This is a genomic window from Pseudomonas putida (genome assembly GCF_002025705.1).
GTDB lineage: Bacteria > Pseudomonadota > Gammaproteobacteria > Pseudomonadales > Pseudomonadaceae > Aquipseudomonas > Aquipseudomonas putida_J.
Genome location: NZ_CP018846.1, coordinates 826,914 through 852,044 on the forward strand (window position 1 = coordinate 826,914; position 25,131 = coordinate 852,044).

General features: G+C 63.2%; 21 protein-coding genes. 8 read left to right on the top strand and 13 right to left on the bottom strand.

From position 1 onward, the window contains the following. The first annotated feature begins 2 nt into the window (after positions 1-2). The 5 genes from lepB to pdxJ all read left to right on the top strand — a co-directional run bounded on the left by lepB (position 3) and on the right by pdxJ (position 4,236). On the top strand, positions 3-857 hold the full coding sequence (lepB, locus tag BUQ73_RS03870) for a signal peptidase I (RefSeq protein WP_079226744.1): 855 nt from the start codon (positions 3-5) through the stop codon (positions 855-857). Positions 858-1,018: 161 nt separating this feature from the next. Next, positions 1,019-1,708 (top strand): ribonuclease III, encoded by a 690-nt coding sequence (rnc, locus tag BUQ73_RS03875; protein WP_027917873.1) that lies wholly within the window; start codon positions 1,019-1,021, stop codon positions 1,706-1,708. Next, complete coding sequence (era, locus tag BUQ73_RS03880) at positions 1,701-2,603, top strand: GTPase Era (RefSeq protein WP_079226745.1); 903 nt, start codon at positions 1,701-1,703, stop codon at positions 2,601-2,603. The genes rnc and era overlap by 8 nt, the downstream gene beginning before the upstream one ends. Before the next feature lie 165 nt (positions 2,604-2,768). Further along, the gene (recO, locus tag BUQ73_RS03885) at positions 2,769-3,452 is read left to right on the top strand and encodes a DNA repair protein RecO (protein WP_079226746.1); all 684 of its coding nucleotides are present in this window, start codon (positions 2,769-2,771) and stop codon (positions 3,450-3,452) included. A gap of 61 nt (positions 3,453-3,513) precedes the next feature. Next, complete coding sequence (gene pdxJ / locus BUQ73_RS03890) at positions 3,514-4,236, top strand: pyridoxine 5'-phosphate synthase (protein ID WP_416171814.1); 723 nt, start codon at positions 3,514-3,516, stop codon at positions 4,234-4,236. A gap of 184 nt (positions 4,237-4,420) precedes the next feature. On the opposite strand, the gene BUQ73_RS03895 is transcribed toward pdxJ, so the two are convergent. From BUQ73_RS03895 to BUQ73_RS03905, 3 genes are all read right to left on the bottom strand, one after another. Beyond that, entirely contained in the window at positions 4,421-5,356 is a 936-nt protein-coding gene (locus BUQ73_RS03895; protein ID WP_079226748.1) for an IS110 family transposase, read from the bottom strand. Between the two features lie 251 nt (positions 5,357-5,607). Beyond that, entirely contained in the window at positions 5,608-6,990 is a 1,383-nt protein-coding gene (locus tag BUQ73_RS03900) for a heavy metal sensor histidine kinase (RefSeq protein WP_079226749.1), read from the bottom strand. After that, complete coding sequence (locus BUQ73_RS03905; protein ID WP_079226750.1) at positions 6,987-7,661, bottom strand: heavy metal response regulator transcription factor; 675 nt, start codon at positions 7,659-7,661, stop codon at positions 6,987-6,989. The genes BUQ73_RS03900 and BUQ73_RS03905 overlap by 4 nt, the downstream gene beginning before the upstream one ends. Before the next feature lie 241 nt (positions 7,662-7,902). Between BUQ73_RS03905 and BUQ73_RS03910 the strand changes: the two genes are divergently transcribed. Next, on the top strand, positions 7,903-8,106 hold the full coding sequence (locus BUQ73_RS03910; RefSeq protein WP_079226751.1) for a hypothetical protein: 204 nt from the start codon (positions 7,903-7,905) through the stop codon (positions 8,104-8,106). Positions 8,107-8,179: 73 nt separating this feature from the next. Here BUQ73_RS03910 and cmoB read toward each other — a convergent pair whose 3' ends face one another. The 7 genes from cmoB to BUQ73_RS03945 all read right to left on the bottom strand — a co-directional run bounded on the left by cmoB (position 8,180) and on the right by BUQ73_RS03945 (position 19,381). Continuing rightward, positions 8,180-9,136, bottom strand: coding sequence for a tRNA 5-methoxyuridine(34)/uridine 5-oxyacetic acid(34) synthase CmoB (gene cmoB / locus BUQ73_RS03915; protein ID WP_079226752.1), 957 nt, complete (start codon positions 9,134-9,136; stop codon positions 8,180-8,182). Next, on the bottom strand, positions 9,133-9,876 hold the full coding sequence (gene cmoA, locus BUQ73_RS03920; RefSeq protein WP_079226753.1) for a carboxy-S-adenosyl-L-methionine synthase CmoA: 744 nt from the start codon (positions 9,874-9,876) through the stop codon (positions 9,133-9,135). The genes cmoB and cmoA overlap by 4 nt, the downstream gene beginning before the upstream one ends. 89 nt (positions 9,877-9,965) lie before the next feature. Next, positions 9,966-10,358, bottom strand: coding sequence for a protease inhibitor I42 family protein (locus BUQ73_RS03925; protein WP_079226754.1), 393 nt, complete (start codon positions 10,356-10,358; stop codon positions 9,966-9,968). Positions 10,359-10,561: 203 nt separating this feature from the next. Then, positions 10,562-12,982 (bottom strand): endopeptidase La, encoded by a 2,421-nt coding sequence (lon, locus tag BUQ73_RS03930; RefSeq protein ID WP_079226755.1) that lies wholly within the window; start codon positions 12,980-12,982, stop codon positions 10,562-10,564. Positions 12,983-13,262: 280 nt separating this feature from the next. After that, entirely contained in the window at positions 13,263-15,674 is a 2,412-nt protein-coding gene (locus BUQ73_RS03935) for a glucose/quinate/shikimate family membrane-bound PQQ-dependent dehydrogenase (protein ID WP_079226756.1), read from the bottom strand. 42 nt (positions 15,675-15,716) lie between these two features. Beyond that, complete coding sequence (locus BUQ73_RS03940; RefSeq protein ID WP_079226757.1) at positions 15,717-17,063, bottom strand: carbohydrate porin; 1,347 nt, start codon at positions 17,061-17,063, stop codon at positions 15,717-15,719. A gap of 272 nt (positions 17,064-17,335) precedes the next feature. Further along, a complete protein-coding gene (locus BUQ73_RS03945) occupies positions 17,336-19,381 on the bottom strand; it encodes a TonB-dependent receptor (protein WP_079226758.1) in 2,046 nt (681 codons plus the stop codon). A gap of 165 nt (positions 19,382-19,546) precedes the next feature. Here BUQ73_RS03945 and BUQ73_RS03950 point away from each other — a divergent pair, with 165 nt between their 5' ends. Continuing rightward, on the top strand, positions 19,547-19,768 hold the full coding sequence (locus BUQ73_RS03950; RefSeq protein ID WP_027917860.1) for a VF530 family DNA-binding protein: 222 nt from the start codon (positions 19,547-19,549) through the stop codon (positions 19,766-19,768). Between the two features lies 1 nt (position 19,769). Beyond that, positions 19,770-20,405 carry a Pr6Pr family membrane protein gene (locus tag BUQ73_RS03955; protein WP_079226759.1) on the top strand — a complete coding sequence of 212 codons (636 nt, stop codon included), beginning with the start codon at positions 19,770-19,772 and terminating at the stop codon, positions 20,403-20,405. A 120-nt stretch (positions 20,406-20,525) separates the two neighbouring features. Here the strand turns inward: BUQ73_RS03955 and BUQ73_RS03960 are convergent, their stop codons facing one another. The 3 genes from BUQ73_RS03960 to BUQ73_RS03970 form a co-directional block, all read right to left on the bottom strand. Then, positions 20,526-21,284 carry a siderophore-interacting protein gene (locus BUQ73_RS03960; protein WP_079226760.1) on the bottom strand — a complete coding sequence of 253 codons (759 nt, stop codon included), beginning with the start codon at positions 21,282-21,284 and terminating at the stop codon, positions 20,526-20,528. Continuing rightward, positions 21,277-21,822 carry a PadR family transcriptional regulator gene (locus tag BUQ73_RS03965; RefSeq protein WP_079226761.1) on the bottom strand — a complete coding sequence of 182 codons (546 nt, stop codon included), beginning with the start codon at positions 21,820-21,822 and terminating at the stop codon, positions 21,277-21,279. Before BUQ73_RS03965 ends, BUQ73_RS03960 begins: the two co-directional genes overlap by 8 nt. Positions 21,823-21,908: 86 nt before the next feature. Further along, positions 21,909-25,046 carry a transglycosylase domain-containing protein gene (locus tag BUQ73_RS03970; protein WP_079226762.1) on the bottom strand — a complete coding sequence of 1,046 codons (3,138 nt, stop codon included), beginning with the start codon at positions 25,044-25,046 and terminating at the stop codon, positions 21,909-21,911. Positions 25,047-25,131 lie beyond the last annotated feature (85 nt).

The window sequence follows — 25,131 nt, forward strand, 5'->3', positions numbered from 1 at the left end:
CTATGTCGCTAAATTTCCCGCTGTTGCTAGTCATCGCCGTCTTCGTCTGCGGTCTGCTGGGCTTGATCGATCTGCTGTTCCTGGCCCCGCGCCGGCGGGCAGCGATCGCCACCTACCAGGGCAGCGTCACCCAGCCAGAAATGGCGGTGGTCGAACGCCTGAGCAAGGAGCCGTTGCTGGTCGAGTACGGTAAGTCGTTCTTCCCGGTGCTGTTCATCGTGCTGGTATTGCGCTCGTTCCTGGTCGAGCCGTTCCAGATCCCTTCGGGGTCGATGAAGCCGACCCTGGAAGTGGGCGATTTCATTCTGGTGAACAAGTTCTCCTACGGCATTCGTCTGCCGGTGATCGACAAGAAGGTCATCGAGGTCGGTGACCCGCAACGCGGCGATGTAATGGTGTTCCGCTACCCAAGCGACCCGAACGTCAACTACATCAAGCGCGTGGTCGGCCTGCCGGGCGACAAGATCAGCTACACCAGCGACAAGCGGCTGTTCGTCAACGGCCAGCCGATCGCCGAGCAGCTGGTCGGCGCCGAGCCAGGTACCTTGGGCAGCGCCGAGCTGTACAAGGAAAAGCTCGGCGAAGCCGAGCACCTGATCCGCAAGGAGATGACCCGTTATCGCATGCCGCCGGACCAGCAATGGACCGTGCCTGCCGGCCATTACTTCATGATGGGCGACAACCGCGACAACTCCAACGACAGCCGTTACTGGGATGACCCGAAAATCCCGAAAGAACTGCACGGCATGGTTCCGGACCGGAACATCGTCGGCAAGGCCTTCGCGGTATGGATGAGCTGGCCAGAGCCAAAACTCAGCCACTTGCCCAACCTGTCGCGGGTCGGCCTGATCCATTGATACCCTTCGGCGCTGTCCTGCAGACAGCGCCGAATGCATTTCTGACATAGGCTGTGTTCTCAGGGATCGAGAGATTCGTCGCCCACCGCGACGGACCACAGCCAAACAGTCTTTCAGGATGTTGATTTGAACAACGCGTTGAACAACCAACGGGTGGCTGCATGAGTGCTTCCCTTGCCCGTCTCGAGCGCAAGCTCGGCTACACCTTCAAGAACCAGGAGCAGATGCTGCTGGCCCTGACTCACCGCAGCTACGCCGGGCGCAACAACGAGCGCCTGGAGTTCCTCGGTGACGCCATTCTCAACTTCGTCGCCGGCGAGGCGCTGTTCGAGCGCTTCCCGCAGGCCCGCGAAGGCCAGCTGTCGCGCCTGCGCGCCCGTCTGGTCAAGGGCGAGACCCTGGCCCGCCTGGCCCGTGGTTTCGACCTGGGCGATTACCTGCGCCTGGGCTCGGGTGAGCTCAAGAGCGGTGGCTTCCGCCGTGAATCGATCCTGGCCGACGCCCTGGAGGCGCTGATCGGGGCAATCTATCTGGACGCGGACATGCAGACCGCGCGCGAGCGTGTCCTCGCCTGGCTGACCGACGAGTTCGAAGGCCTGACCCTGGTCGACACCAACAAGGACCCGAAAACCCGCCTGCAGGAATTCCTGCAATCGCGCAGCTGCGAGCTGCCGCGTTACGAGGTGGTCGATATCCAGGGCGAACCGCACTGCCGTACCTTCTTCGTCGAATGCGAAGTGGTGCTGCTGAACAACAAGAGCCGTGGCCAGGGCGTCAGCCGGCGTATCGCCGAGCAAGTCGCCGCCGCTGCTGCATTGATCGCCCTGGGCGTGGAGAATGGCAATGACTGATAACAATCCGACCCGCTGCGGTTACGTGGCCATCGTCGGCCGCCCGAACGTGGGCAAGTCGACCCTGCTCAACCACATCCTCGGCCAGAAGCTGGCGATCACCTCGCGCAAGCCGCAGACCACTCGCCACAACATGCTCGGCATCAAGACCGAGGGTGACGTGCAGGCGATCTACGTGGATACCCCGGGCATGCACAAGGCCAACGACAAGGCCTTGAATCGCTACATGAACCGCAACGCCTCGGCGGCCCTGAAGGACGTCGACGTGGTGATCTTCGTGGTCGACCGCACCAAATGGACCGACGAGGACCAGCTGGTGCTCGAGCGCGTGCAGTACGTGACCGGCCCACTGATCATTGCGGTCAACAAGACCGACCGCATGGAAGAGAAGGCCGATTTGATCCCGCACCTGCAGTGGCTGCAGGAGCAACTGCCAAACGCTGAAGTGATGCCGATTTCCGCGCAGCAGGGCCACAACCTGGAAGCGCTGGAAGCCCAGATCGCCAAGCACCTGCCGGAAAACGATCATTTCTTCCCTGAAGACCAGATCACCGACCGCAGCAGCCGCTTCCTCGCCGCCGAACTGGTGCGCGAGAAGATCATGCGCCAGCTGGGCGCAGAGCTGCCGTACCAGATCACCGTGGAAATCGAAGAGTTCAAGCAGCAGGGCCACGTGCTGCACATCCATGCACTGATCCTGGTCGAGCGTGATGGCCAGAAGAAGATCATCATTGGTGACAAGGGCGAGCGTATCAAACGCATTGGTTCTGAAGCACGCAAGGACATGGAAGTGCTGTTCGACTCCAAGGTCATGCTCAACCTCTGGGTCAAGGTCAAAGGCGGCTGGTCCGACGACGAGCGCGCCCTGCGTTCGCTGGGCTATGGCGACCTCTAAGCCGCTGCGCGCACTCCTGTAGGAGCGGCCTTGTGTCGCGAAAGGGGCGCGTAGCGGCCCCAAGATCTCGATTGGCACACAGATTTTGGGGCTGCTGCGCAGCCCTTTCGCGACACAAGGCCGCTCCTGCAGAGGTCGCGTCAAGCCCGGGCTCAGATATCGTAAATGGACCAACCCACCCCTCAGCCGGCCTACGTCCTGCACAGCCGCGCCTACAAGGAAACCAGTGCACTGGTGGACTTCTTCACGCCGCAGGGCCGCGTGCGTGCGGTGCTGCGCCGTGCACGCGGCAAGGGTGGCAGCCTGGTGCGGCCATTCGTACCGCTGGAAGTGGAACTGTTCGGCAAGGGCGAGCTGAAGAACGTCAGGCGCCTGGACACCGTCGGCATCGCCGCCTGGCTTAATGGCGACGCGCTGTTCAGCGGCCTCTACCTCAACGAACTGCTGATGCGCCTGCTGCCCGCCGAGGCGCCGCAGCCGGAGCTGTTCGAGCATTACGCCCTGACCCTGCAGGCATTGGCCGAGGGCAGGCCGCTGGAGCCGTTGCTGCGCTCTTTCGAATGGCGGCTGCTGGAAGACCTGGGTTACACCTTTTCGCTCAGCCACGACATCAACGACGACCCGGTCGAAGCCGACGGCCTGTACCGCCTGCGGGTCGATGCCGGCCTTGAGCGCGTGTACCTGGCCCAGCCTGGCCTGTTCAATGGCCGCGAGCTGCTGGCCCTGGCCCAGGCCGACTGGGACGCACCTGGTGCGTTGCTGGCGGCCAAGCGCCTGATGCGCCAGGCATTGGCGGTGCACCTGGGGCCAAAACCGCTGGTCAGCCGGGAACTGTTTCGCAAGCGCTGAGCACGTCGTATGCTGTGTGGCTCAAACTTCAGGAGAGCCTTTCGTGACTCATAGCAACCGCATGCTTCTTGGCGTCAACATCGACCACGTGGCGACCCTGCGCCAGGCCCGCGGCACCCGCTACCCGGACCCGGTCAAGGCTGCACTGGATGCCGAGGAAGCAGGCGCCGATGGCATCACCGTGCACCTGCGTGAAGACCGCCGGCACATCCAGGAGCGCGACGTGCTGCTGCTCAAGGACGTGCTGCAGACGCGCATGAACTTCGAAATGGGCGTCACCGAAGAGATGATGGCCTTTGCCGAGAAAATCCGCCCGGCGCATATCTGCCTGGTCCCCGAGACCCGCCAGGAACTGACCACCGAGGGTGGCCTGGATGTGGCTGGCCAGGAAGCGCGGATCAAGGCGGCGGTCGAGCGCCTGTCGCGTACCGGTGCTGAAGTGTCGCTGTTCATCGATGCCGACGAGCGGCAGATCGAGGCTTCGCGCCGTGTCGGTGCGCCGGCCATCGAGTTGCACACCGGGCGTTATGCCGATGCCGAAACGCCGACCGAAGTGGCAGAGGAGCTGCAGCGCATCGTCGACGGCGTGGCGATTGGCGTGGGCCAGGGGTTGGTCGTCAATGCCGGCCATGGCCTGCATTACCACAACGTCGAGGCGGTTGCGGCGATCAAGGGCATCAATGAACTGAACATCGGCCATGCGCTGGTTGCGCATGCCTTGTTCGTCGGCTTCAAGGCCGCTGTGGCCGAGATGAAGGCGCTGATCGTCGCGGCTTCGCGCTGATCCGTCGGTTGCTTGTACCGGCCCCTTCGCGGGTGAACCCGCTCCCACAGGGACAGCACTGCCCCAAGGTAATGTGCAGCGCCTGTGGGAGCAACTGTCTTCTTGTGGAAGCTGGCCTTGCCAGCGATGGGGCGCGTAGCGCCCCGAGCCCGACTCTGTCAGGCATCGCCAGCAAGGCTGGATCCTATGAGTGAACTACCTGTTCCTGCCAGGGCGTTCCAGTCTTGAGCATCGCGTTCAGCCGCACTATCAATACCCGCATGCACGCCACCACTGCTACCTTCGCGCATTTCCCCTGCGCTCGCAGCGCGTTGTAACGCTCGCTGAAGTCTTTGTTATGCCGGATCACCACCCAACAGGCCATATAGAGCGCCCGCCTGACTTGTGAGCGCCCACCCCAGATTGAACGCTTGCCCGACTGCTTGCCGCTGTCCTGATTGAATGGCGCAACACCGACCAAGGCGGCAATTTCCTTCTTATCCACCTGGCCCAGCTCTGGCAGCAAGGCCATCAGCTTTCCGGCAGTAATCAGACCAATTCCTTTGACTTGCGTGAGCTGTTTGACACGATCATCAGGCAAAGCTGCTGCCTGCTGTGCGATCTCCTGTTCCAGCGCTCGAATTTCACCCTTCAGATAGGCAATGTGTTGTTCCAACCGCAAACAAACACTGATAGCCCGCGCCTGCTTCAGACGCCGCTTGTCATCGTCGCGCTGTTGGACGAAGCGATCCCGCTGCATAAGCAGTTCGCGCAGCAAAGCTCGCTCAGGTGTCATCACCTGGCAAGGCCGTGGGGGCATCACTTCAGCCAGGTGAGCCAAAACAGCGGCGTCAATGGGATCGGTCTTGGCGCGTTTACCCATCGACTTGGCAAAGTCCCGGGCACGACTGGGATTGATCCGGCAAACCGGAAAGTCGGCATCCTGCAGCGCTTTGAGGACATTGCACTCGTAACCACCGGTAGCTTCGAGCAAAACCATTGAAACTGCATACCCGCCAAGCTTTTCGACGAGCAGTTGAAATCCTTTCAAGTCATTGGAAACACTGAAGTTCACACCCTCAGGGCGGATGTGAACGGCAAGTGTGGCACTGGAAACATCGATGCCGACAGAGGAAGACATGGCCAAACCCTCTTAAACTCAAGGAGTGAGAGCGCTTTGGCTTGGCCCACGCTTGTGATTCGAGATTACGGCCCTCATCCAACTGTTCGGGCTCTCGCCAAAGTGGAACGGTGAATGGCAGCTTTTGCTCCCACACGTGCTCAAGGCACCTCGGGCTATCAGCTTGCCATTCACCGCTCTCACTTCAGATTCTATTCCCTCGCCAAGACACAAGCGGGTTCACCCGCGAAGAGGCCGGTGCAGGCAACGCTTCACTCTGCTTGAAATACCAGTGTGAAGCGAGTCGGCCCTGAAGGGCTGCTGCTTACCTCGACCCGCCCACCATGCAGCTGCATGATCGACTTCACGATCGCCAACCCCAGACCCGTCCCGCCCTCCAGCCGCGAACGCCCCGACCCCACGCGGTAGAAGCGCTCGAACAACTGCGGCCAGTGTGCTTCGGCAATTCCCGGCCCCTGATTCTCCACCCACATCAGTACCTCGCTGCCCTGGCGCTCAATGCCCAGCTTCACCGCCTGTCCGTCTGGTCCGTGACGAATGGCATTGCTCAGCAGATTCGACAGCGCCCGCTGGAACATCAAGCGGTCTGCCAGCGCCGTACCCCAGCCCTGCAGGCGCAGCTCGATATGCTTCAACTCGGCACTGAAGGCAAACAGTTCGCTCACTTGCGCCGCTTCATCCGCCAACGCCAGCGGCTTGAGCGCCACCTGTGCCTGCGGCTGGCTGACCTGGGCGAGGAACAGCATGTCGTTGATGATGCGGTTGAGCCGGGTCAGCTCCTCGATGCTGTCTTCCAGCACCTCCCGGTAGTTCTCGCTTTCACGCTCGCGGGCCAGGGTGACCTGGGCCTTGCCCATCAGGTTGCTCAGCGGCGTGCGCAGTTCGTGGGCCAGGTCGTCAGAGAACTGCGACAGCTGGCGTACACCCTGATCCAGGCGGTCGAGCATCACATTGATGCTGCGCGCCAGCTCTGCCAGTTCCAGGGGCAGCCCGGTGGCGGGCAGGCGATGTTGCAGATCCTGGGCAGAGACCTGCCCGGCAATGCGGCGGAAGTGGCGCAGTGGCTTCAAGCCTCGTTGCATCAGCCACCAGGCGCCAGCGCCGATCAGCAGCAACAGCAGTGGCAGGGCCAGCAGGGTCGAGTGCAGGTAGGCCTGAAGCAGGGCGTGGTCATCGGCCCGGTTGAGCGACATCATCACCCGCACCGGGGTGTCGTCGCGAAGGCGCATCTGGCGGGTGACGGTGAGGATCTGGCTGCCGCTGCTGTCACGCCATTCGTGGTAGTTCAGGCGTGCATCGGTGTGCAACTCACCAACACGCGACTCAAGTGCAGGGCCGAGGCTGAGCAGGTGCGGGTGGCGGCCATCGAGGGCCAGCACGCTGAGGCTGAGGTTGTCGTGGCCCATCACCAGGTCGAGCAACGGATGGGCACGGCTGCCAAGGTCCTCGCTGCGCAAGTCGACTCGCAGGTTGTGTTCCACCTGCAACATCTTGCGCGCCAGGTCCTTGCGGGCGCGGCTGTCCAGTTCGTGGTCGAGGGCGAACACTGCCAGGCAGGCGAGCAGCAGCACCAGGGCGGCGCCCATCAGGGTCACACTCAGGCCCAGGCGCAGCGACAGGCTGGCGTGCTTCACACGCGGGCCTCAAGGACATAACCAACGCCGCGCAGGGTATGGATCAGCTTGTCGTCGAACGGGTCGTCGATCTTCGCCCGCAGCCGGCGGATCGAGACTTCGACCACATTGGTGTCGCAATCGAAGTTCATGTCCCACACCAGCGAGATGATCTGCGTGCGCGATAGCACTTCGCCGCTCTGGCGCATCAGCAGGTGCAGCAGGGCGAATTCCTTGGCGGTCAGTTCGATACGCTTGCCAGCGCGGTAGGCGCGGTGGCGGCCGGGGTCCAGCTCGAGGTCGGCGACGCGCAGGGTGCTCGGTTGCAGTTGCTGGTCGTTACGGCGCAGCAGGCTGCGAATGCGGGCCAGCAATTCGGGAAACTCGAACGGTTTGAGCAGGTAGTCGTCAGCGCCCAGATCCAGGCCTTTGACCCGGTCTGCCAGGCGACCATGGGCAGTGAGCATCATGATGCGCGTGGCCGCTTCGGCGCGCAGGCGTTGCAGCACCGTCCAGCCGTCAAGTTCGGGCAGGTTGACGTCGAGAATGATCAGGTCGTAGGGCTGCTGGCGTGCCAGGTGCAGGCCGTCGGTGCCGGTGTGGGCGCAGTCGACCACGTAGCCGTTTTCGCGCAGGCCTTGTTGCAGGTAGTCGGCAGTACGCAGTTCGTCCTCGATGATCAGTAGGCGCATGGGCGGGCTCGGTGTGCTGGAAAGGGCAGGATTCTCAAGCCTGTAGGGGCTTCAGGGTCAAGCCGCAGGATGTTACGGCATGCGAATGGCCCATCGGCGTAGATAACGGATTTGTAATCCTGGTGTTATCTGGCGGTTGGCCAAGGCTACCTTGCAAGACTGTAATGCCCGCCTCACCTTGGCGTTAGCTACCCTTGGATACGCTTGCCCTGTCTGATCGGTTATCAACGAGGCAAGCACGATGAACCTGACCAAATACCTGCTGTTGGCGACCCTTGCCCTGGGCAGCGCCAGCGTTTACGCCGAAGGCGGCGCCGAACGTTCCAAGCAATTCTGGCAAGCGTTCCGCCAGGACCAGGAGCGCCTGCATGGCGACAAGCAACAGGCTGTCGCCGAGCGCGAGCGCAAGGCACAGGAGAAGGCCCGCGAGGTGGCCAAGGACTGAGTGAGCAACAGCAGCTGTGCCAGCACTGCTCCCTGGCACCGCTGTGATTCAGGCGTCCATATGGACGCCTTTTTTATTTGCGCGCCAGCAGCGTGGCGCGGCGCGGGGCCGGCAGGCCTTCGATGGTCTTGCTGTGGTCGTTCGGGTCGAGGAAATCGCCCAGTGACTGATAGCGCATCCATTCGGTGCTGCGCTGTTCCTCGACGCTGGTGACACTCACGTCCACGCAGCGCACATCAGTGAAACCGGCGCGGCGCAACCAGCGCTCCAGGGCCGGTACCGACGGCAGGTACCAGACGTTGCGCATCTGCGCGTAGCGGTCTTCGGGTACCAGCACCTGGTTTTCATCGCCTTCGATCACCAGGGTTTCCAGCACCAGTTCGCCGCCTTTGACCAAACAGTCCTTGAGCGCCAGCAAGTGCTCGATGGGCGAGCGGCGATGGTAGAACACACCCATGGAGAACACTGTGTCGAAGCCTTCGAGGTTGGCCGGCAGCTCTTCCAGTGCGAACGGCAAGTGCCAGGCGGGCAGCTCGGGCAAATACTGCTGCACGGCTTGGAACTGGCAGAAGAACAGCCAGTTGGGGTCAACGCCGATGACCATGTCGGCGCCGGCACCGAGCATGCGCCACTGGTAGTAACCGTTGCCGCAGCCGACATCGAGCACGCGTTTGCCCTTGAGGTCCAGGTGCGGACCGACCCGCGACCACTTCCAGTCCGAGCGCCATTCGGTGTCGACATGTACACCGAACAGGTCGAACGGCCCCTTGCGCCAGGGCGACAGGCCCATCAGCGCCTGGCGCATCTGCGCGCGGGTGGCGTCATCGCAGTCGCAATCCAGGCGCAGGCCGTCGGCCAGGTCGATAACGCTCGGCTGCAGGGCCGGCAGCGCATCGAGCGCGCCGCGCCAGCGGTCGAGGTCGCCATGGCCTTTTTCCAGCTTGGCTTCCAGTTGAGCTTGCAGGCCCTGGGACCAGGCAGCCAGGGGGGTGCCCGCCAGGCGGCGGACGAGGGGGGAAAGATCGATCATGGCAAGGCTATCAGCGAGGCGAAGTTAAGGCATTGGAACCACGGCACCACCTTGGAGAAGCCGGCCGCGCGCAGGCGTTCTTCATGGGCTTCCAGGGTGTCGGGCTTCATCACGTTCTCGATGGCGCTGCGCTTCTGGGCGATTTCCAGTTCGCTGTAGCCATTGGCCCGCTTGAAGTCCAGGTGCAGTTCGTTGAGCAGGTTCTGCTCCGCGTCGTCGGCGAAGCGCAGTTTTTCAGAGAGGATCAGCGCGCCGCCGGGCAGCAGTGCCTGGCGAATCCGGCCAAGCAGCGCCAGGCGCTGTTCCGGGGCGATGAACTGCAGTGTGAAGTTCATCGCCACCACCGAGGCCGGTTCGAAGGGCAGGGTAAGGATGTCGGCGTCCAGCACTTCGACTGGCAGCAGTTCCTGGAACATCGAGTCTTGGGCGGTGAGGTACTGGCGGCATCGTTCGACCATGGCAGCGGAATTGTCCACCGCGATTACCCGGCAGCCGTCGCTGCGCACATGGCGGCGCAGCGACTGGGTCACGGCACCCAGGGAGGCCCCGAGATCGTACAGCGCAGTGTTCGGCTGGGCGAAGCGCGCAGCCAGCACGCCAAGGTTTTCGACGATGGTCGGGTAACCGGGCACCGAGCGCTTGATCATGTCCGGAAACACGCGCACCACGTCTTCGTTGAACACGAAGTCGGGGACTTGCTCCAGGGGTTGGGCGAAAAGGCGGTCGGGTTGTTTGCTCACGGTGAATCCAGGCGGCTGGCGATATGCAGGGCCGGCATTCTAGCCAAACCGCGGCGCGGATGCATGGTTCGCTGACCAGCGCTGTGCGTTCAGTCGACGCGGATCGCGCAGTCGAAGGTCTGTACCGGGCGTACTTCCGGGGCCCAGGGTTGCTGGTAGACCAGCATCAGGTGGCCTTCACCGGCGGCACGGGCCTGGTAGCGCCAGGTCGAGATGCCCGAGCTGCCGACGATACCGGCGTCTTCGGGTGCACTGTAGACCTCGGGGCCCAGGCTTTGTAGCACGTTGGATGCCGGGTTCTGCACCAGCCAGCGGTAACCGGTGGTGGGGTTGCTGGGCAGGGTCAGGGTGATGCTCTGGCCGACCTGCAGGCGCTTGGGGCATTCGCTTTCGGCGTCCAGTTCGACGGTTTGTTTCGGCTGCTGGGCGCAGGCGGCGAGCAGGGCGAAGCTCAGGGGAACGAGCAGACGAGGGGCAGTCATGGTGGCTCCAGAGGCTGACGATGGCCTGAGGATAACCGATGTTGCGGGCAATCGTACGCCCGACACTGTTGCTGTAGGAGCGGCCTTGCGTCGCGATAGGGCTGCGCAGCAGCCCCGGCATCGATGCAGTGGTCGAGATCCCAGGGCCGCTTTGCGGCCCATTCGCGACACAAGGCCGCTCCTACAACAAACGAGGCGGTGGGTCAGAACAAGACTTTGGCGACGTCCGTGAAGCGCTTGGCGAAATGCACGGTCATGCCTTCGCGCAGGTAGTCCGGCAGTTCCTCGAAATCACCACGGTTGGGTTCGGGCAGGATCAGCTCGAAAATCTTCTGGCGCCGCGCCGCGATCACTTTTTCGCGCACGCCGCCAATCGGCAGCACCTGGCCGGTGAGGGTCAGCTCGCCGGTCATGGCGACGCCTTTCTTCGGCGCCTGGTCGCGGGCCAGCGAAAGCAGCGCGCTGGCCATGGTGATACCGGCACTTGGGCCATCCTTTGGTGTGGCGCCTTCAGGCACGTGCAGGTGAATGAACGCTTCATTGAAGAAGCCCGGGTCGCCGCCAAACTGCTTGAGGTTGGAACTGACGTAGCTGTAGGCGATTTCGGCGGACTCCTTCATCACATCGCCGAGTTTGCCGGTGAGCTTGAAGCCGCGGTTCAGGGTATGGATGCGCGTCGCCTCGATCGGCAAGGTCGCGCCCCCCATGCTGGTCCAGGCAAGGCCTGTTATCACCCCTTTGCCAGCCAATACCTGCTCGCTGCGGAACACCGGCATGCCCAGGGCAGCCTCCAGGTCCTTGTTGCCGATCTTGATCTTGGCATCCGGGTCCTCCAGCAACCTGACCACGGCCTTGCGCACCAGCTTGCCCAGCTGTTTCTCCAGCTGGCGTACGCCGGCTTCACGGGCATAGCCCTCGATCACCGTGCGCAGGGCGCTGTCGCTGATGCTCAGGCTGGTCTTGGCCACGCCGGCCTTTTCCAGCTGCTTGGGCCACAGGTGGCGCTTGGCGATGGCCAGCTTCTCTTCGGTGATGTAGCCAGACAGGCGGATCACTTCCATACGGTCGAGCAGCGGCCCTGGGATTGAGTCCAGGGTGTTGGCGGTGCACACGAACAGCACCTTGGACAGGTCCAGGCGCAGGTCCAGGTAGTGGTCCAGGAAGTCGACATTCTGCTCCGGGTCGAGGGTTTCCAGCAGCGCCGAGGCCGGGTCGCCCTGGTAGCTCTGACCCATCTTGTCGATCTCGTCGAGCATGATCACCGGGTTCATCACCTCGACCTCTTTCAGCGCCTGCACCAACTTGCCTGGTTGGGCGCCGATGTAGGTGCGACGGTGGCCCTTGATCTCTGCCTCGTCGCGCATGCCACCGACGCTGAAGCGGTAGAACGGCCGGCCGAGGGATTCGGCGATGGACTTGCCAATGCTGGTCTTGCCCACCCCGGGCGGGCCCACCAGCAGCACGATCGAGCCGCTGATTTCACCTTTCCAGGCGCCGACCGCGAGGAATTCGAGGATGCGTTCCTTGATGTCGTCCAGCCCCGCGTGGTGCTGGTCGAGCACCTTGCGCGCGTGCTTGAGGTCGAGCTTGTCCTTGCCGTACTGGCCCCAGGGCAGGGCGGTGGCCCATTCCAGGTAATTGCGGGTGACGGCGTATTCGGGCGAGCCCGTCTCGAGAATGGCCAGCTTGCCCATTTCTTCGTCGATGCGTTTTTTCGCCTGGTCGGGCAGGGTCTTGCCGGCAAGGCGCTGCTCGAACTGTTCGAGGTCGGCGCTGCGGTCGTCCTTGGTCAGGCCCAGCTCCTGCTGGATGACCTTGAGCTGCTCCTTGAGGAAGAACTCGCGCTGGTGTTCGCCGATCTGCCGATTCACCTCGGCGGAGATCTCGTTCTGCAGGCGCGCAACTTCGACCTCCTTGCGCAGCATCGGCAAGACCTTCTCCATGCGCTTGAGCATGGGCACGCAGTCGAGCACTTCCTGCAGCTGGTTGCCGGTGGCAGAGGTGAGCGCGGCAGCAAAGTCGGTGAGCGGTGACGGGTCGTTGGGGCTGAAGCGGTTGAGGTAGTTCTTCAGCTCTTCGCTGTACAGCGGGTTGAGCGGCAACAGCTCTTTGATCGCGTTGATCAGCGCCATGCCGTAGGCCTTGACTTCGTCGGTCGGCTCGGCCGGCTGGCGCGGGTACTCGACCTCGACCAGGTACGGTGGGCGATGGTGCTTGAGCCAGGTGCGGATGCGCACCCGGGTCAGGCCCTGGGCGACGAACTGCAACTTGCCGTTTTCACGGCTGGCGTGGTGCACCTTGACCAGGGTGCCGTATTCCGGCAGCGCCGAAGTGTCGAAGTGGCGGTGGTCCTCCGGCGGGGTGTCCATGAAGAACAGTGCCAGCGAGTGGTGCTCGGTCTTGGCCACCAGGTCGAGGGTTTCGGCCCAAGGCTCTTCATTGACGATCACCGGCAGCACCTGCGCGGGGAAGAACGGGCGGTTGTGGATCGGGATCACGTAGACCTTGTCCGGCAGCTGCTGGCCGGGCAGGGCGAGGGCGTGGCCGGTTTCGGCCTGGGTGTCGGGCTGTTCGACTGCGCTGTGTTCGTCGGGTTGTTCCGGGAAATCCTGCTGGTCGCTCATGGGGCACCTGCGTAAATGACTATGGTGCTTAGATGGGGCGCGGGGGGATGGGTTTCAATGGTAGACGAAGGGCGCAGAGGGAGGGTTTCATCTTTGCCAGATGATAATGGCCTTGTCTGTGTAGGAGCGGCCTTGTGTCGCGAAAGGGCCGCAAGGCGGCCCCAGAATTTCAGCGGCATTGCAGAAATAGCGGGGCCACTTTGCGGCCCTTTCGCGACACAAGGCCGCTCCTACAATGACCGCATTTGCCGGCAGAGCCCCTGAGCGGGGCTCGAAAGTGTTACTCGGCCAATTTGTAAGCGATGATGTAATCGCCCATTTTCGTGCCCAGGGAGCCGTGGCCGCCAGCAACGATCAGCACGTACTGCTTGCCGTCCTTGCCGGTATAGGTCATCGGCGTGGCCTGGCCACCTGCAGGCAGGCGGGCCTTCCACAGTTCCTTGCCGTTGTTCACGTCGTAGGCACGCAGGTACTGGTCCAGGGTGCCGCTGAGGAAGCCGACGCCGCCCGCGGTGACGATTGAACCGCCCATGCTCGGTACGCCCACCGGCATGCCGATCGGCACCGGGGTGCTATCACGGGTGGTGCCGTTCTTGCGCTTCCACACTACCTTGTTGGTGAACAGGTCGATGGCTGCCACATAACCCCAGGCTGGAGCCTGGCAGGGGATGCCGATCGGCGACATGAACGGGTGCATGGTCACCGCGTACGGCGCGCCGGTGTTCGGCTGCACACCGCTGGTCTCGCTTTCGCGCTTGCTGCCGGCGGCCACCTGCTCGCGTGGCACCATCTTCGACACGAAGGCCATGTAGTTGGGCGAGGTGAACAGCAGCTGGCGCACCGGGTCGACCGACACGCTGCCCCAGTTGAACACGCCGACGTTGCCTGGGTAGATCAGGCTGCCCTGTTCGGATGGCGGGGTGTACTGGCCTTCGTAGCGCAGCTCGCGGAACTGGATGCGGCACAGCATCTGGTCGAACGGCGTGGCGCCCCACATGGCCTGTTCGGTCAGCTCAGGGCCAAGCAGGTTGAGGTCGGAGCGGGCCTGGGTCGGCGCAGTATGGTCACCCTTGACCGCGCCCTGCGGGACCGGAATCTCGCGGATCGGCACGATCGGTGTGCCGTCGCGGCGGTCAAGCACATACAGGCTGCCCTGCTTGGTCGGCACGATGATCGCCGGCTTGATGTCGTCCTTGGTTTTCAGGTGCACCAGGGTTGGCTGGCTACCGACGTCCATGTCCCACAGGTCATGGTGGGTGAACTGGTAGTTCCAGCGCGCTTTACCAGTGGCCAGGTCCAGGGCGACCACGCCAGCGCTGTACTTCTCGGCGCCCGGTGTGCGGTTGGCGCCCCACTGGTCAGGCGTCTGGTTGCCCAGTGGCAGGTAGACCATGCCCAGGTCTTCGTCGACGCTGGCCAGCGACCACATGTTGGCCGAGTTGCGGCTGTACGTCTTGCCAGGTGCCAGCGGCTTGGTGTCGTCCGGGTTGTTGCTGTCCCAGTTCCAAACCAGGCGGCCGTCGTGCACGTCGTAGGCGCGGATCACGCCGGACGGTTCGTTGGTCGACTCGTTGTCGGTGACATGGCCGCCGATGATCACCAGGCTGCGGGTGATCGCCACCGGCGAGGTGGAGTAGTAGCCGCCAGCGGTGAACGGGCCGATGCCGGTGGTCAGGTCGATGGCGCCCTGGTTGGCGAAGCCTTCGCAGACCTTGCCGTTGTCGGCGTTGATGGCGATCAGCCGCGCGTCGGCGGTTGGCAGGTAGAGGCGGCGCGGGCAGGCCTGGGCCACGGCCTGGCCGGCATCGGAGACCTTCGGCGCCGGGCTGCCGTCACGGCTGACGTAGCTGTTCTCGTCATAGTACGAGACGCCACGGCAGGTCATGTGGGCGAAGCCCTTGAAGGTACCGACCGGGGTCTTGATCTGCGGGTCGTAGCGCCAGATTTCGGCGCCGGTGTCCGGGTCCAGGGCCAGCACCTTGCTGTGGGCGGTGCAGGCGTAGAGCATGCCGTTGGCCTTCAGCGGGGTGTTTTCGTTGGTCAGCTCGACCGGGTCGTTGTCGGTCGGCAGGTCGCCGGTGCGGATGCGCCAGGCTTCTTCCAGGCGGTAGGCGTTCTGCGGGGTGATCTGGCGCAGCGGCGAATAGCGGTCGCCGTGCTCGGTGCGGCCATAGGCCTGCCAGTCGCCATCGGGCATGGCCGGTGCGGCGCTGCCCATTTCGCTGTTGTCGCGGCCGAGTTCGCCGAACACTTCACCCGGGTGGGTAAATTGGCTGCCCAGGGCACAGGCCCCCGATGCAAGCACGGCGACGCTCAGCAGTGCGGTATTGGCCTTGGATGCGGGGCCGGTCAGCGGGCGACGAGCCCACGGCAGCAGCAGCACCACGCCGATGGCGAACCAGATGGCCAGGCGTGGCACCAGTTGCCACCAGTCCAGGCCCACTTCGAGCATGGCCCATACGGTGCTGCCCAGCAGCACCAGGCCATACAGGCCCAGGGCGATGCGGCGCTTGGCCAGCAGCAAGGCGCCCGACAGGGCAAAGCCGATACCGGCAATCAGGTAGTACAGCGATCCGCCCAGCTGGCTCAGCTTGATGCCGCCGGCCAACAGGGCCAGGCCCATCAGCAACAGCAGCACGCCCATCAGGCGCGGTAGCCAGCGGGTTCCTTGGTTGGCACCGTCAGTGCTCATCGTAGGTTCTCCGTTATGTGAAGGTGGTCAGTGTGAAAGTGGTCAGAAAGTGCTTTGGATCTTCAGGCCGCCGATCAGCGCGCTGTCGACCTGCGACACCCCGCCCGGATGGCGGATGTACTGCAGGTTCGGGCGCACCGTGAGCCAGTCGGCCAGATGAATGCCGTAATAGAGTTCGGCGCTGTACTCGGTGTCTTGCACCGGCAGGTAGCCTGGGTTGTCGTAGTCGTCGATGCCGGCCACCTGATTGGCCAGGCGGGCGTTCTTGCGGTAAGCCGGGTTGGCGTGCACGCGGGCGACGGCGAAGCCGATGTCGTCCTTGGCGCGGGCGTCGAAGGGGCCTTTGTAAACCAGTCCAGCTTGAACATAGTTGTCGATGACATTGGTCTTCTTGTCGTGCAACGTGGCGTTGGCGAACAGGCTCAGGCCGCGCGACTGGTCGGATGCCAGCGAGGTGACCTGCTGCTGGGCCCCGAGCCACAAGCCGTGCTTGCTAGAACTGCTGCGGTAGGCGGCGCCGCTGAGGGCGGCCGGCTGGCCGTTGCTGTCCTTGAGAACATCCTGTGCCTTGGCATTACTGTAGTAGTAGCCGGCGCGATATTCCCCTTTCAGGCCATTCAGGCGTGGGCTCCATACCAGTTCGACTGGCATTACCGCGCCCTGGGTACCGCTGCCGCTGAGCTTGAAACCGTTGCCCGATTCGAGGTTGGACGGGTTCTGCTCATATACGCCGACCTGGGCGTACAGATCTGGGTTGAGGTTGTAGCGCACGCGCATGGCCCACTGGCTGACGGGCCAGTTGTACCAGATGCCGCCGACCCAGTTGCCCACCTGCGAGCCGCAGAAGGCCAGGTTCTGGAAGTCGCAGGGGAAGCTGTTGAAGTCCTCGCCTTCGCCAAAGCGGCCGACTTTCACGTCCAGGGCGCCGTCGAAGTATTTCTGCTTGATCCACATTTGCGTGAGCCGCCAGGTTTCGCCACGGCCCCAGACTTCCTGGGCCGAGGTGAAGCCGCCCACACGTGGGTCGTTGATGCGGTCGTTGCTGATGTTGTCGCCATGGCGCTCGGTGATGGTCAGCTGCAGCTCGGTGTCGTTCCAGCCGAGTATCTTCTCCAGGTCCAGGTGGCTGCCGAAGGTGAACTGGTCGCTGTAGCGCGCGGTGCGGTCGTGGTCATAGCCGCCGTGCAGGTTGCTGCCCATCTCGCCGGTGTAGCCGAGGGTGAAGTCGTAGCCTTTTTCCAGCAGCTCGCTGCGGCTGCCGCCCCAGTCGCCGAACATCCACGGGGAGTCCTTGACGAACGCTTCGCTGGCGTTTGCTGTGACGGGTAAGCCTGCGGCAATGGCGATGAAAACCAGGCCGGTGTAGCGGGGTTTGGGCAGTTGGAACATGAGATAGCGCTATCTTTTGATTATTGAGAAAACGGCGAGCGCACCGAGGAGCGGGCTCTTCGATGGAAATGGCAATTGGGAATGCTGGGTGAAGCGATTCAGCTTGCGACGGGGAGGATATAGGGGAAGTTGTAAGAAAAAAAGACAAAATGTCGCAGTTGATTGTTGCTGATCTGGCAACAGTGTGGGCCTTTTCGCGGGCAAGCCCGCTCCCAGAGGTAAAGCTGAGTACCTTGTGGGAGTGGGCCTGCCCGCGAAGAGGGAGACGCCAATCAGAAGGTGGTACGCAACCCGACTTCCACGCTACGCCCCGGTGCCGGCGCTATATCGCGCAGAATTGAACTGGCATAGCGCACGGTCTGATCGGTCAGGTTCTCGCCGCGCACGAAGGCCAGCCACTGGCTCTGGCCAATATCGAAGCGGTAGCCGACGCTCGCGCCCAGCGTGGTGTAGCCAGAGGTGCTGGTCTCATTCTCAGGCTTGCGATGCTGCGAAGCGGCATGTTGCACATCGACCCGCGCCTGCCAACGATCCAGTTCCCACACCAGGCCGCTGTTCAAGCGCAGCGGGGAAATGCGCGGCAACGGCTCGCCGCTGTCGAGGTTCTTGGCCCGGGTGTAGTCGCCAGACAGCTCCAAGGCGAAGCTGCCATAGCGGTTCTCCAGCAGCTTCCAGCGGTCCTGCGCCTCGATGCCATAGAAGCGCGCGCGCACGCCCTGGTACTGGTACTCGGGGTAGCCGCCGTCGTCATGATCGTGGTCGTGATCATCACCATCATGGTCGTGGTCATGGCCTTCACGCAGGTTACCGGTGCCGATCAGGCCGATGTAATTGCGGAAGTGGCTGTAGAACACCCCGACGCTGCCTTTGTGGGTGCCATTGTCAAAGCGCAGGGCCAGGTCGGCGGAAATGGCTTTTTCCTTGTTCAGGCTGGCATCACCAACTTCGAATGCGCCGGTGGCCACGTGGGCGCCGTTGGCGTAGAGCTCATAGAACGTCGGGGCGCGCTCGGTATAGCCGAGGTTGGCTGCCAACGACCAGATCGGGTCGAGCTGGTACACCGCGCCCGAAGACAGGCTGAAGGCGTTGAAGCTGCTGGCGCTGTCGGCATCGGCGAAGTTTTCGTTGCCCTTGGCGTCGGGGTCGACGCGGGTGTGCTCCATGCGTGCACCAAGGCTCAGGTTCAGGCGCTCGGTGGCCTGCCACTGCTCGAGCATGAACAGCGCCAGGCTGTCGGTGTCGGTGTGCGGGACGAAGGCTTCCTCGCCCAGTGCCGAGAATTCGTTGCGGCTGACCTGTGCGCCAATCACGCCTTCTACTGGCCCGAGTGGCTGATGACGGGCTTCGATGCGTGCTTCGTAGCCCTTGTTCTTGAAGGTGGTGTGTACCTCACCTTCTTCGATCTCGCTGTGCTCGTAGTCGGTGTAGCCGGCATCAACCTTGACCGAGCTGAACGGGCCGTCCAGGTCTCGCAGTTCCGAGGCAAAGGCGTAGTGGTCCTGTTTCATATCCAGACGCACGCCGGATTCGGCCACCGAGCCGTAGTTGCTGTCGTAGCGGCTGTAGGACAGGCCGGCATAGCCATGCTCCCAGTTGTAGGAACCGCCGATCGCGCCACCGTCCTGGCGGCCGTCGCTGTTTTCCAGGCGGTGGCGGCTGCCTGGTGCGTCGGGGTCACGAACCTTGGAGCTCTGTGCGTAACCGGGAATGCGCAGGTCGTTGAACTGGCGGCTGTTGGCGTCCAGATGCAGGGCGAAGGTGCCGTCACCGGCTTCCAGCTTGCCAGCACTGCTGCGGGTGGTGTCGGCGCCGCCGTAGCGCAGTTCGCCGGCACCGTGGATGCCCTCGATCGGCGAGTCAGGGATACGGTTGTCGAATGTGTTGATCACCCCGCCGATGGCATTGCCGCCATAGAGCAGGGCGGCCGGGCCGCGGACGATTTCCACGCGCTCGACCGTGACCGGGTCCAGCGGTACCGCGTGGTCGTAGGACAGCGACGAGGCATCCAGAGCACCCACGCCATTGCGCAGGATGCGGATACGGTCGCCATCCAGGCCGCGAATCACCGGGCGGCTGGCACCTGGGCCGAACCAGGTGGAAGACACACCGGGTTGCTTGTTCAGGGTTTCACCGAGGCTGCCGTGCTGCTGTTGCAGCAGGTCGTCACCTTCGAGCACGGTACTGGGCGCAGCCAGTTGACGGTTACCCAGCGGGTTGGCAGTGACGACCTGGGGTTCCAGTTCCACGGCTTGACCGGGTGATGAAGCGAGCCACAGGGCGACAGCGAGGGGGGAGAGGCGGAGCGGGATGTGCAGCATGGGGATGAGGCGTTCCTTGGCAGATACTTTTGTGTTGTTACAATATAACATCACTATTTCAGCACAGAGGTTTTACGCCTGGCCAGCGGTTTTTCCGCAGGCAACACGGATCCCACCTGCCACTACACTCGTGTAAGGTGCGCATCTTTCCTACGGAGCACTGGCATGAGCACGGCCCAACACAACGCGCTGCACGGCAAGACCCTCGAACAGATCCTCACCGAACTGGTGGCGCACTACCAATGGCAGGGCCTGGCCGAACGCGTTGATGTGCGCTGCTTCAAGAGCAACCCGAGCATCAAGTCGAGCCTGACCTTCCTGCGCAAGACGCCTTGGGCGCGGGAGAAGGTCGAGCAGTTGTACGTGAAGCTGCAGCGCAAGGCCTGACATGCCACGGCGCCCCTGGCTGACGTCGATGGCGTTGCTTGGCTGGTTCGGCCTCACCGTGCAGGTTTACCTGGTGCTGCTGGCGCGTTGGCAGGAGCAGGCCAGCCTGATTGGCGGGCTGATCAATGTGTTCGGTTACTTCACCGTGCTGACCAATACCTTGGTGGCGACGGTAGTCAGTTACGCAGCCTTTGGCCGGGAGTCAGCGGCCAGGCGCTTCTTTCTGTCGCCATCGGTGAGTTCTGCCGTGGCGGCCAGCATCGTGCTGGTGGCGCTGGCTTACAGTGTGCTGCTGCGCCACCTGTGGCAGCCCGAAGGCTGGCAGTGGCTGGCGGATGAGCTGCTGCACGATGTGATGCCGCTGCTGTTCGTCTTGTACTGGTGGTACGAGGTGCCCAAGGGCAGCCTGCGGCTCCGGCACCTGGCAGTGTGGGCATTGTATCCGGCGGTGTATTTTGCCTATGCGCTGTGGCGGGGGAGTGAGATTGGGGCCTATGCCTACCCGTTCATCGATGTGGCGAGCCTGGGGTATGGGCAGGTGATGCTGAATGCGCTGGGGGTGCTGGCGGGGTTCTGGGGGATTGGCTTGGTATTGCTGGGGTTGGATCGGTGGCGAGCAACGCAGCAATTTGTGTAGCCTGCACCGGCCTCTTCGCGGGCAAGCCCGCTCCCACAGGTACTGCACAAGACTCGAGGGCAGTGACTAAACCTGTGGGAGCGGGCTTGCCCGCGAAAGGGCCAGAACAGGAATAACCAATCATTCGTCGTCTGCGGTCCCGTCGGCTCGCCAGTATGCGGCGGCCTTCAGGGCATCTTCCGCCACGCCTTTCTCCAGCAGCAGTGCCTTGGCCTGCCGGGTCAGCGCCTTCTCCAGCGCGACCCAGCTGTACAGCTTGCCTGCGGGCAGATTCAGCCCCTTCAGCAGCGCCAGCAGGTCCTCATCCCGCTTGACCCAGATGACTTCTACCTGCGCCGGGCTCGGCAGCGGCTGGCGCTCCTGATCATCCTCGATCTGGATTACCGCCAACACCTGACGCCCCGCTGGCAGTTCTTCAAGGCGCCGGCCAATTGCCGGGATCGCCGTCTCGTCACCCACCAGCAGGTAGCTGTCGAATATGTCCGGCACCACCATCGATGCCCGTGGCCCGGCAATGTTCAGGACCTGCCCTGGTGCAGCCTGTGCCGCCCAGGTCGACGCAGGGCCGTCGCCATGCAGCACGAAGTCGATGTCCAGCTCGTTGGCCACCAGGTCGATACGCCGCGGCGTGTATTCGCGCATGGTCGGCCGGGCGCCGCCGTCACGCCCCAGGTTACGGGCATCGATGGCCTGCTGCTGCTCGGCATTCTCGGCGAACAGCAGCTTGATGTGGTCGTCACTGCCCAGGCTGGTGAAGCCCTGCAGCTCGTCGCCGCCGAGGGTGATGCGGCGCATGCGCGGGGTCAGGTCGGTGACCCGTAGCACCTGCAGGCGACGTTGGCGGATTTCGTGGTTGACGCGGTGAATGGTGTCACTCATGGGGATTCTCCCTGACTGGATCGGCCGGCCCGGAGGCAATGGCCTTGGCAGTGTCGTTGAGCAGGTTGCGCACCCGTTCGATTTCTTCCGGCGTCCAGCGGCCACTGTGCATGTGCAGGGCATGGCGCAGGTTGCCGACTGCTTCGTGGATTTCTGGCGGGCGGTCGTGGCCACGCAGGGCGCGCTTGCTGACCTCGATGCGCATGCGCACACCGTCGAGGGCAACGGCCTGGTCGGCCAGTGCGTTATGGCCGGCCGTGGTGATGGCGTACAGGCGTTTGCTGCCGTGCACCTGGCCGCTGATCAGCTCGGCTTCTTCGAGGAAGTTGAGGGTGGGGTAGATCACGCCGGGGCTTGGTGTGTAGCTGCCGTCGAACAGGTTCTCGATCTGGCGGATCAGGTCGTAGCCGTGGCCTGGTTGCTCGGCCAGCATCGACAGCATCAGCAGCTTGAGGTCGCCCGGGGCGAAAACCCGCGGGCCACGCTCACCACGTGCGGGGCGGCGTTCGAAAGGATCATGTGCGGAATGGTCACGCATGAAGAGGCTCCTTGTGTTTCGATATATCGCAAGATATTACTCAAGATATATCTAAACACAAGTCTCTAAATGCCGATGATTATCATCTACGTTTTAGATGAGTCGCTGCCATGCATGGCAATCTGTGGCGGCTTGCACTCGTTCGGATTGCCCGGCTGCAAGTACGGCATCAGGATCGGCGCCATGCCCTTGAGCACCTGCACCGGCAGCGCCGAGGTGAACTTGAACGCCTCCGCTGAGCGCCCAGGGACGAAGGCCGTCAGGGTGCCGAAGTGGTTGTCGCCGAGGAAGAACACGAAAGTGGCGGTGCGGTTTAGTGAGCGCGAGCCGATCAGGCGGCCGCCAGCGCCGAAGCTTTCGATACGGTTGTCACCGGTACCGGTCTTGCCGCCCATTACCAGCGGCGTGCCGTCATTGAGCTTGAAGCTGCCGGAGATGCGCCGTGCGGTACCGGCATCGACCACTTGCGACATGGCGCCTTTCAGCGCCCGCGCCACTTCTACCGGCAGAATCCGCACACCACGGTCTGGGTCGCTGACCAGCTTGGTCTCGTAGGGCGTGTTGGCGGCGAAGTGCAGGGTATCGATGCGCAGCGTGGGCAGGCGCACACCATCGTTCTGGATGATGCCGACCAGTTCTGACAGTGCGGCCGGGCGGTCGCCGGAGCTGCCAATGGCAGTGGCCAGCGAGGGCACCAGGTGGTCGAACGGGTAACCGACGCGTTTCCAGCGTTGGTGGATATCGAGGAACGCCTCGATCTCGACCATGGTGCGGATGCGGCTGTCACGCGCACCCTGGTGCCGGCTTTTGAACAGCCAGCTGTAGACTTCCTGGCGCTCGAAATGGCTGGCGTTGACCATTTCCGTGAGCGTGGAGCTCGGGTGCTTCAACAGGTAGCCCAGCAGCCACAGGTCCAGCGGGTGGACCTTGGCGATGTAGCCCTGGTCAGGCAGGTCGTACTTGCCGGGGCCATAGGCTTCGTACATCTCCGCCAGCTTGCCGTCGGTGAGTTTGCCCAGGGCGATCTTGTCGTCCTTGCTGTGGGCGCGGACGAAGGCATTGAAGGTTTCCTGGCCAGCTTCCGGGAACAGGTAGCGGTGCACTGCAGCCAGGCGCTGCGGGGTGGCGCGCATGCTGTCGAGGAAGGTGTCCAGGCGCTGCTGGGAGGTCTTGCGCTGGTATTTCTTCCAGAAACGCATCAGGTAGCTGGTGCCTTCCTTGTCGGCGAAGCGGGCAAGGTATTCCTGGCGGCGCGGGTCGGAGTCGTCCTTGAGCAGCGGTACGCGATTGAACGGCTGCTGGTAGGTGACGTAACGCACCAGGTCACGCATCAGGCGGATGAACGGCAGGTTGATTGACTCGCGCAGGGCATCCTTGAGGGTCGGGTTGCGGTTGTTGTCCTCCTTGCGGAAGTTGTTGAACACGTGCATGCCGCCGCCGGTGAAGAAGGCTTCGCCGGTGTTGGCCGAGTACTTGCGCTCCAGCGCCGCATCGAGCATGGCGTCCAGGCTCTGGTTCTTGCTGTTCTGCGCCAGCCACTCCAGCGACCACTGGGTGATGCGGTCGAGTTCGGCGACTTCGACTTTCTTCAGCTCGGCAGCGGGTTTGCCGGCGTACTTGTCGTGCAGTTCGGCGATGATCTCCAGGTAAGTCGTGAGCACCCGCAGCTTGGCGGTCGAGCCCAGTTCCAGCTTGCTGCCTTCGTTGATGTCGAAGGGCTGGTTGGTGCTGTCGGTCTGTACACGTACCCGCGAGCCATCGGCGGTGCGTTCGAATAGGGTGAAGCTGTAGCTCACCTGGTCGGTGGTCTTGGAGGTGAGCAGGCGTTCGCCGATCAGGCCCATCTGCGCAGCGAATTCTGGGTCGGCAAGGTTCTTCAGGTACTGGCTGACCTGCAACTGCAGGTCGGCCTGCAGGGTGCTGGTGGCAGACACGTCGAGCCGGTCAAGGTCGTACAGCGGGCGGTTGAGCATGGCCGCGAGGCGGTTGCGTGCCAGGCTGATGCCCTTGTTGGTGATGATCGGCACGATGGTCGGTTGCGCTACCCAGTCGCGGTACACCGCCTTGCTGGCCAGCGCCGCATCGGCCAGCGGTTGGTCGATGATCTTGCTGGCTGCCAGCACGCGGATGTGCGAATCGGTGAGCTCGGCCAGTTCGACGCGGCCTTTGGACAGGTAATGCGAAGGGCGACGCTGGGCGATCATCAGCGACAGCACCTGGCGCAGCGCCAGGCCGCGTGCGGCCATGCTCTCAGGGTCAGTGGCAGTCGAGGTCAGCGCCTGGTTGACCTGATCGAAATCGGCGCCGTACCACACCCGCAGGCCTTCGGCCATGCCATGCACTTCGCCATGCCCGGGCACAGCCGACAGCGGCACGCTGTTGAGGTAATCACGCACGATGCGGTGGCGCGCTTCGCTGGTGTCAGGGCCGCCCTGGTAGGCTCGCACGCTGGCCGAGATCATCTGACGGATCTTCTCGGCACCATTGACGGTCAGGCCATCTGGTGAGTGGCGGTACTTCTCCAGCTGGGTGGCGAGGGTACTGCCACCGGCAGACTGGCCGGGCAGGGCCAGGTACTTGGCGACCTGGCTGTAGGCGGCCTTGGCAAAGCGCGGCCAGTCGACGGCCGGGTTGTTTTTCACGTCCTTGCTATCGAGCAGGTCGCGGTTTTCGATGAACAACAGGCTGTTGACCATCACCGGCGGGATGGAGGCGAAATCTGGGTAAAGGTGCTGCGGGTAGTTGTACTGGTACAGCGTGTCGCCGCGGCAGTCGGTGATCGACAGGCCGGCCTGGATCTTCTCGATGTAGGGGGCGAACAGCCCGTGATCGACGTAGCTCATCAGGGCCGGGGAGAACTGCACCTGTTCGCTGATCAGGTAGTCGCGTTTCAGCAGGCGCGGCAGGAACTCGCCCAGCCCGCTGTAGCCCAGGCGCTTGTCGAACGGCCCGTCGCCCGGATAGACGATCGCATCGCTCGGCCCTGGCTGCAGCGAATAGGTCAGGGTGGTGGCCAGCTTGCTGAATTCACGCGACTGCAGGTTGGAGGTGCGGAACTCGTCGTAGGCGGCGAAACCGATGGCAATCAGTGCTACCAGCAGGATCAGGAAAATCAGCCGCCACCAGAGCCTGCGCTGACGGGGGGGCTGCGGTTGTGGCGTCTTGGCCGGCGGTGCTTCAGGTGCTTCCGTTCTGGTTGGTTCCGATTGCCACAGTGCGCCCATAGTCTTCTATCCGGCCAGGTGTTTTCGTCTTGCTTGTCTGAAGCTTAGACGTTGACGGGAGCAGGTGAAAAAATTGTAGGAAGCC

What these genes read in the sequence shown, in the direction of transcription:
- lepB (WP_079226744.1), top strand. Translation starts at nt 3, where the DNA reads ATGTCGCTAAATTTCCCGCTGTTGCTAGTCATCGCCGTCTTCGTCTGC.
- rnc (WP_027917873.1), top strand. Translation starts at nt 1,019, where the DNA reads ATGAGTGCTTCCCTTGCCCGTCTCGAGCGCAAGCTCGGCTACACCTTC.
- era (WP_079226745.1), top strand. Translation starts at nt 1,701, where the DNA reads ATGACTGATAACAATCCGACCCGCTGCGGTTACGTGGCCATCGTCGGC.
- recO (WP_079226746.1), top strand. Translation starts at nt 2,769, where the DNA reads ATGGACCAACCCACCCCTCAGCCGGCCTACGTCCTGCACAGCCGCGCC.
- pdxJ (WP_416171814.1), top strand. Translation starts at nt 3,514, where the DNA reads ATGCTTCTTGGCGTCAACATCGACCACGTGGCGACCCTGCGCCAGGCC.
- BUQ73_RS03895 (WP_079226748.1), bottom strand. Translation starts at nt 5,356, where the DNA reads ATGTCTTCCTCTGTCGGCATCGATGTTTCCAGTGCCACACTTGCCGTT.
- BUQ73_RS03905 (WP_079226750.1), bottom strand. Translation starts at nt 7,661, where the DNA reads ATGCGCCTACTGATCATCGAGGACGAACTGCGTACTGCCGACTACCTG.
- BUQ73_RS03910 (WP_079226751.1), top strand. Translation starts at nt 7,903, where the DNA reads ATGAACCTGACCAAATACCTGCTGTTGGCGACCCTTGCCCTGGGCAGC.
- cmoB (WP_079226752.1), bottom strand. Translation starts at nt 9,136, where the DNA reads ATGATCGATCTTTCCCCCCTCGTCCGCCGCCTGGCGGGCACCCCCCTG.
- BUQ73_RS03925 (WP_079226754.1), bottom strand. Translation starts at nt 10,358, where the DNA reads ATGACTGCCCCTCGTCTGCTCGTTCCCCTGAGCTTCGCCCTGCTCGCC.
- lon (WP_079226755.1), bottom strand. Translation starts at nt 12,982, where the DNA reads ATGAGCGACCAGCAGGATTTCCCGGAACAACCCGACGAACACAGCGCA.
- BUQ73_RS03935 (WP_079226756.1), bottom strand. Translation starts at nt 15,674, where the DNA reads ATGAGCACTGACGGTGCCAACCAAGGAACCCGCTGGCTACCGCGCCTG.
- BUQ73_RS03940 (WP_079226757.1), bottom strand. Translation starts at nt 17,063, where the DNA reads ATGTTCCAACTGCCCAAACCCCGCTACACCGGCCTGGTTTTCATCGCC.
- BUQ73_RS03945 (WP_079226758.1), bottom strand. Translation starts at nt 19,381, where the DNA reads ATGCTGCACATCCCGCTCCGCCTCTCCCCCCTCGCTGTCGCCCTGTGG.
- BUQ73_RS03950 (WP_027917860.1), top strand. Translation starts at nt 19,547, where the DNA reads ATGAGCACGGCCCAACACAACGCGCTGCACGGCAAGACCCTCGAACAG.
- BUQ73_RS03955 (WP_079226759.1), top strand. Translation starts at nt 19,770, where the DNA reads ATGCCACGGCGCCCCTGGCTGACGTCGATGGCGTTGCTTGGCTGGTTC.
- BUQ73_RS03960 (WP_079226760.1), bottom strand. Translation starts at nt 21,284, where the DNA reads ATGAGTGACACCATTCACCGCGTCAACCACGAAATCCGCCAACGTCGC.
- BUQ73_RS03965 (WP_079226761.1), bottom strand. Translation starts at nt 21,822, where the DNA reads ATGCGTGACCATTCCGCACATGATCCTTTCGAACGCCGCCCCGCACGT.
- BUQ73_RS03970 (WP_079226762.1), bottom strand. Translation starts at nt 25,046, where the DNA reads ATGGGCGCACTGTGGCAATCGGAACCAACCAGAACGGAAGCACCTGAA.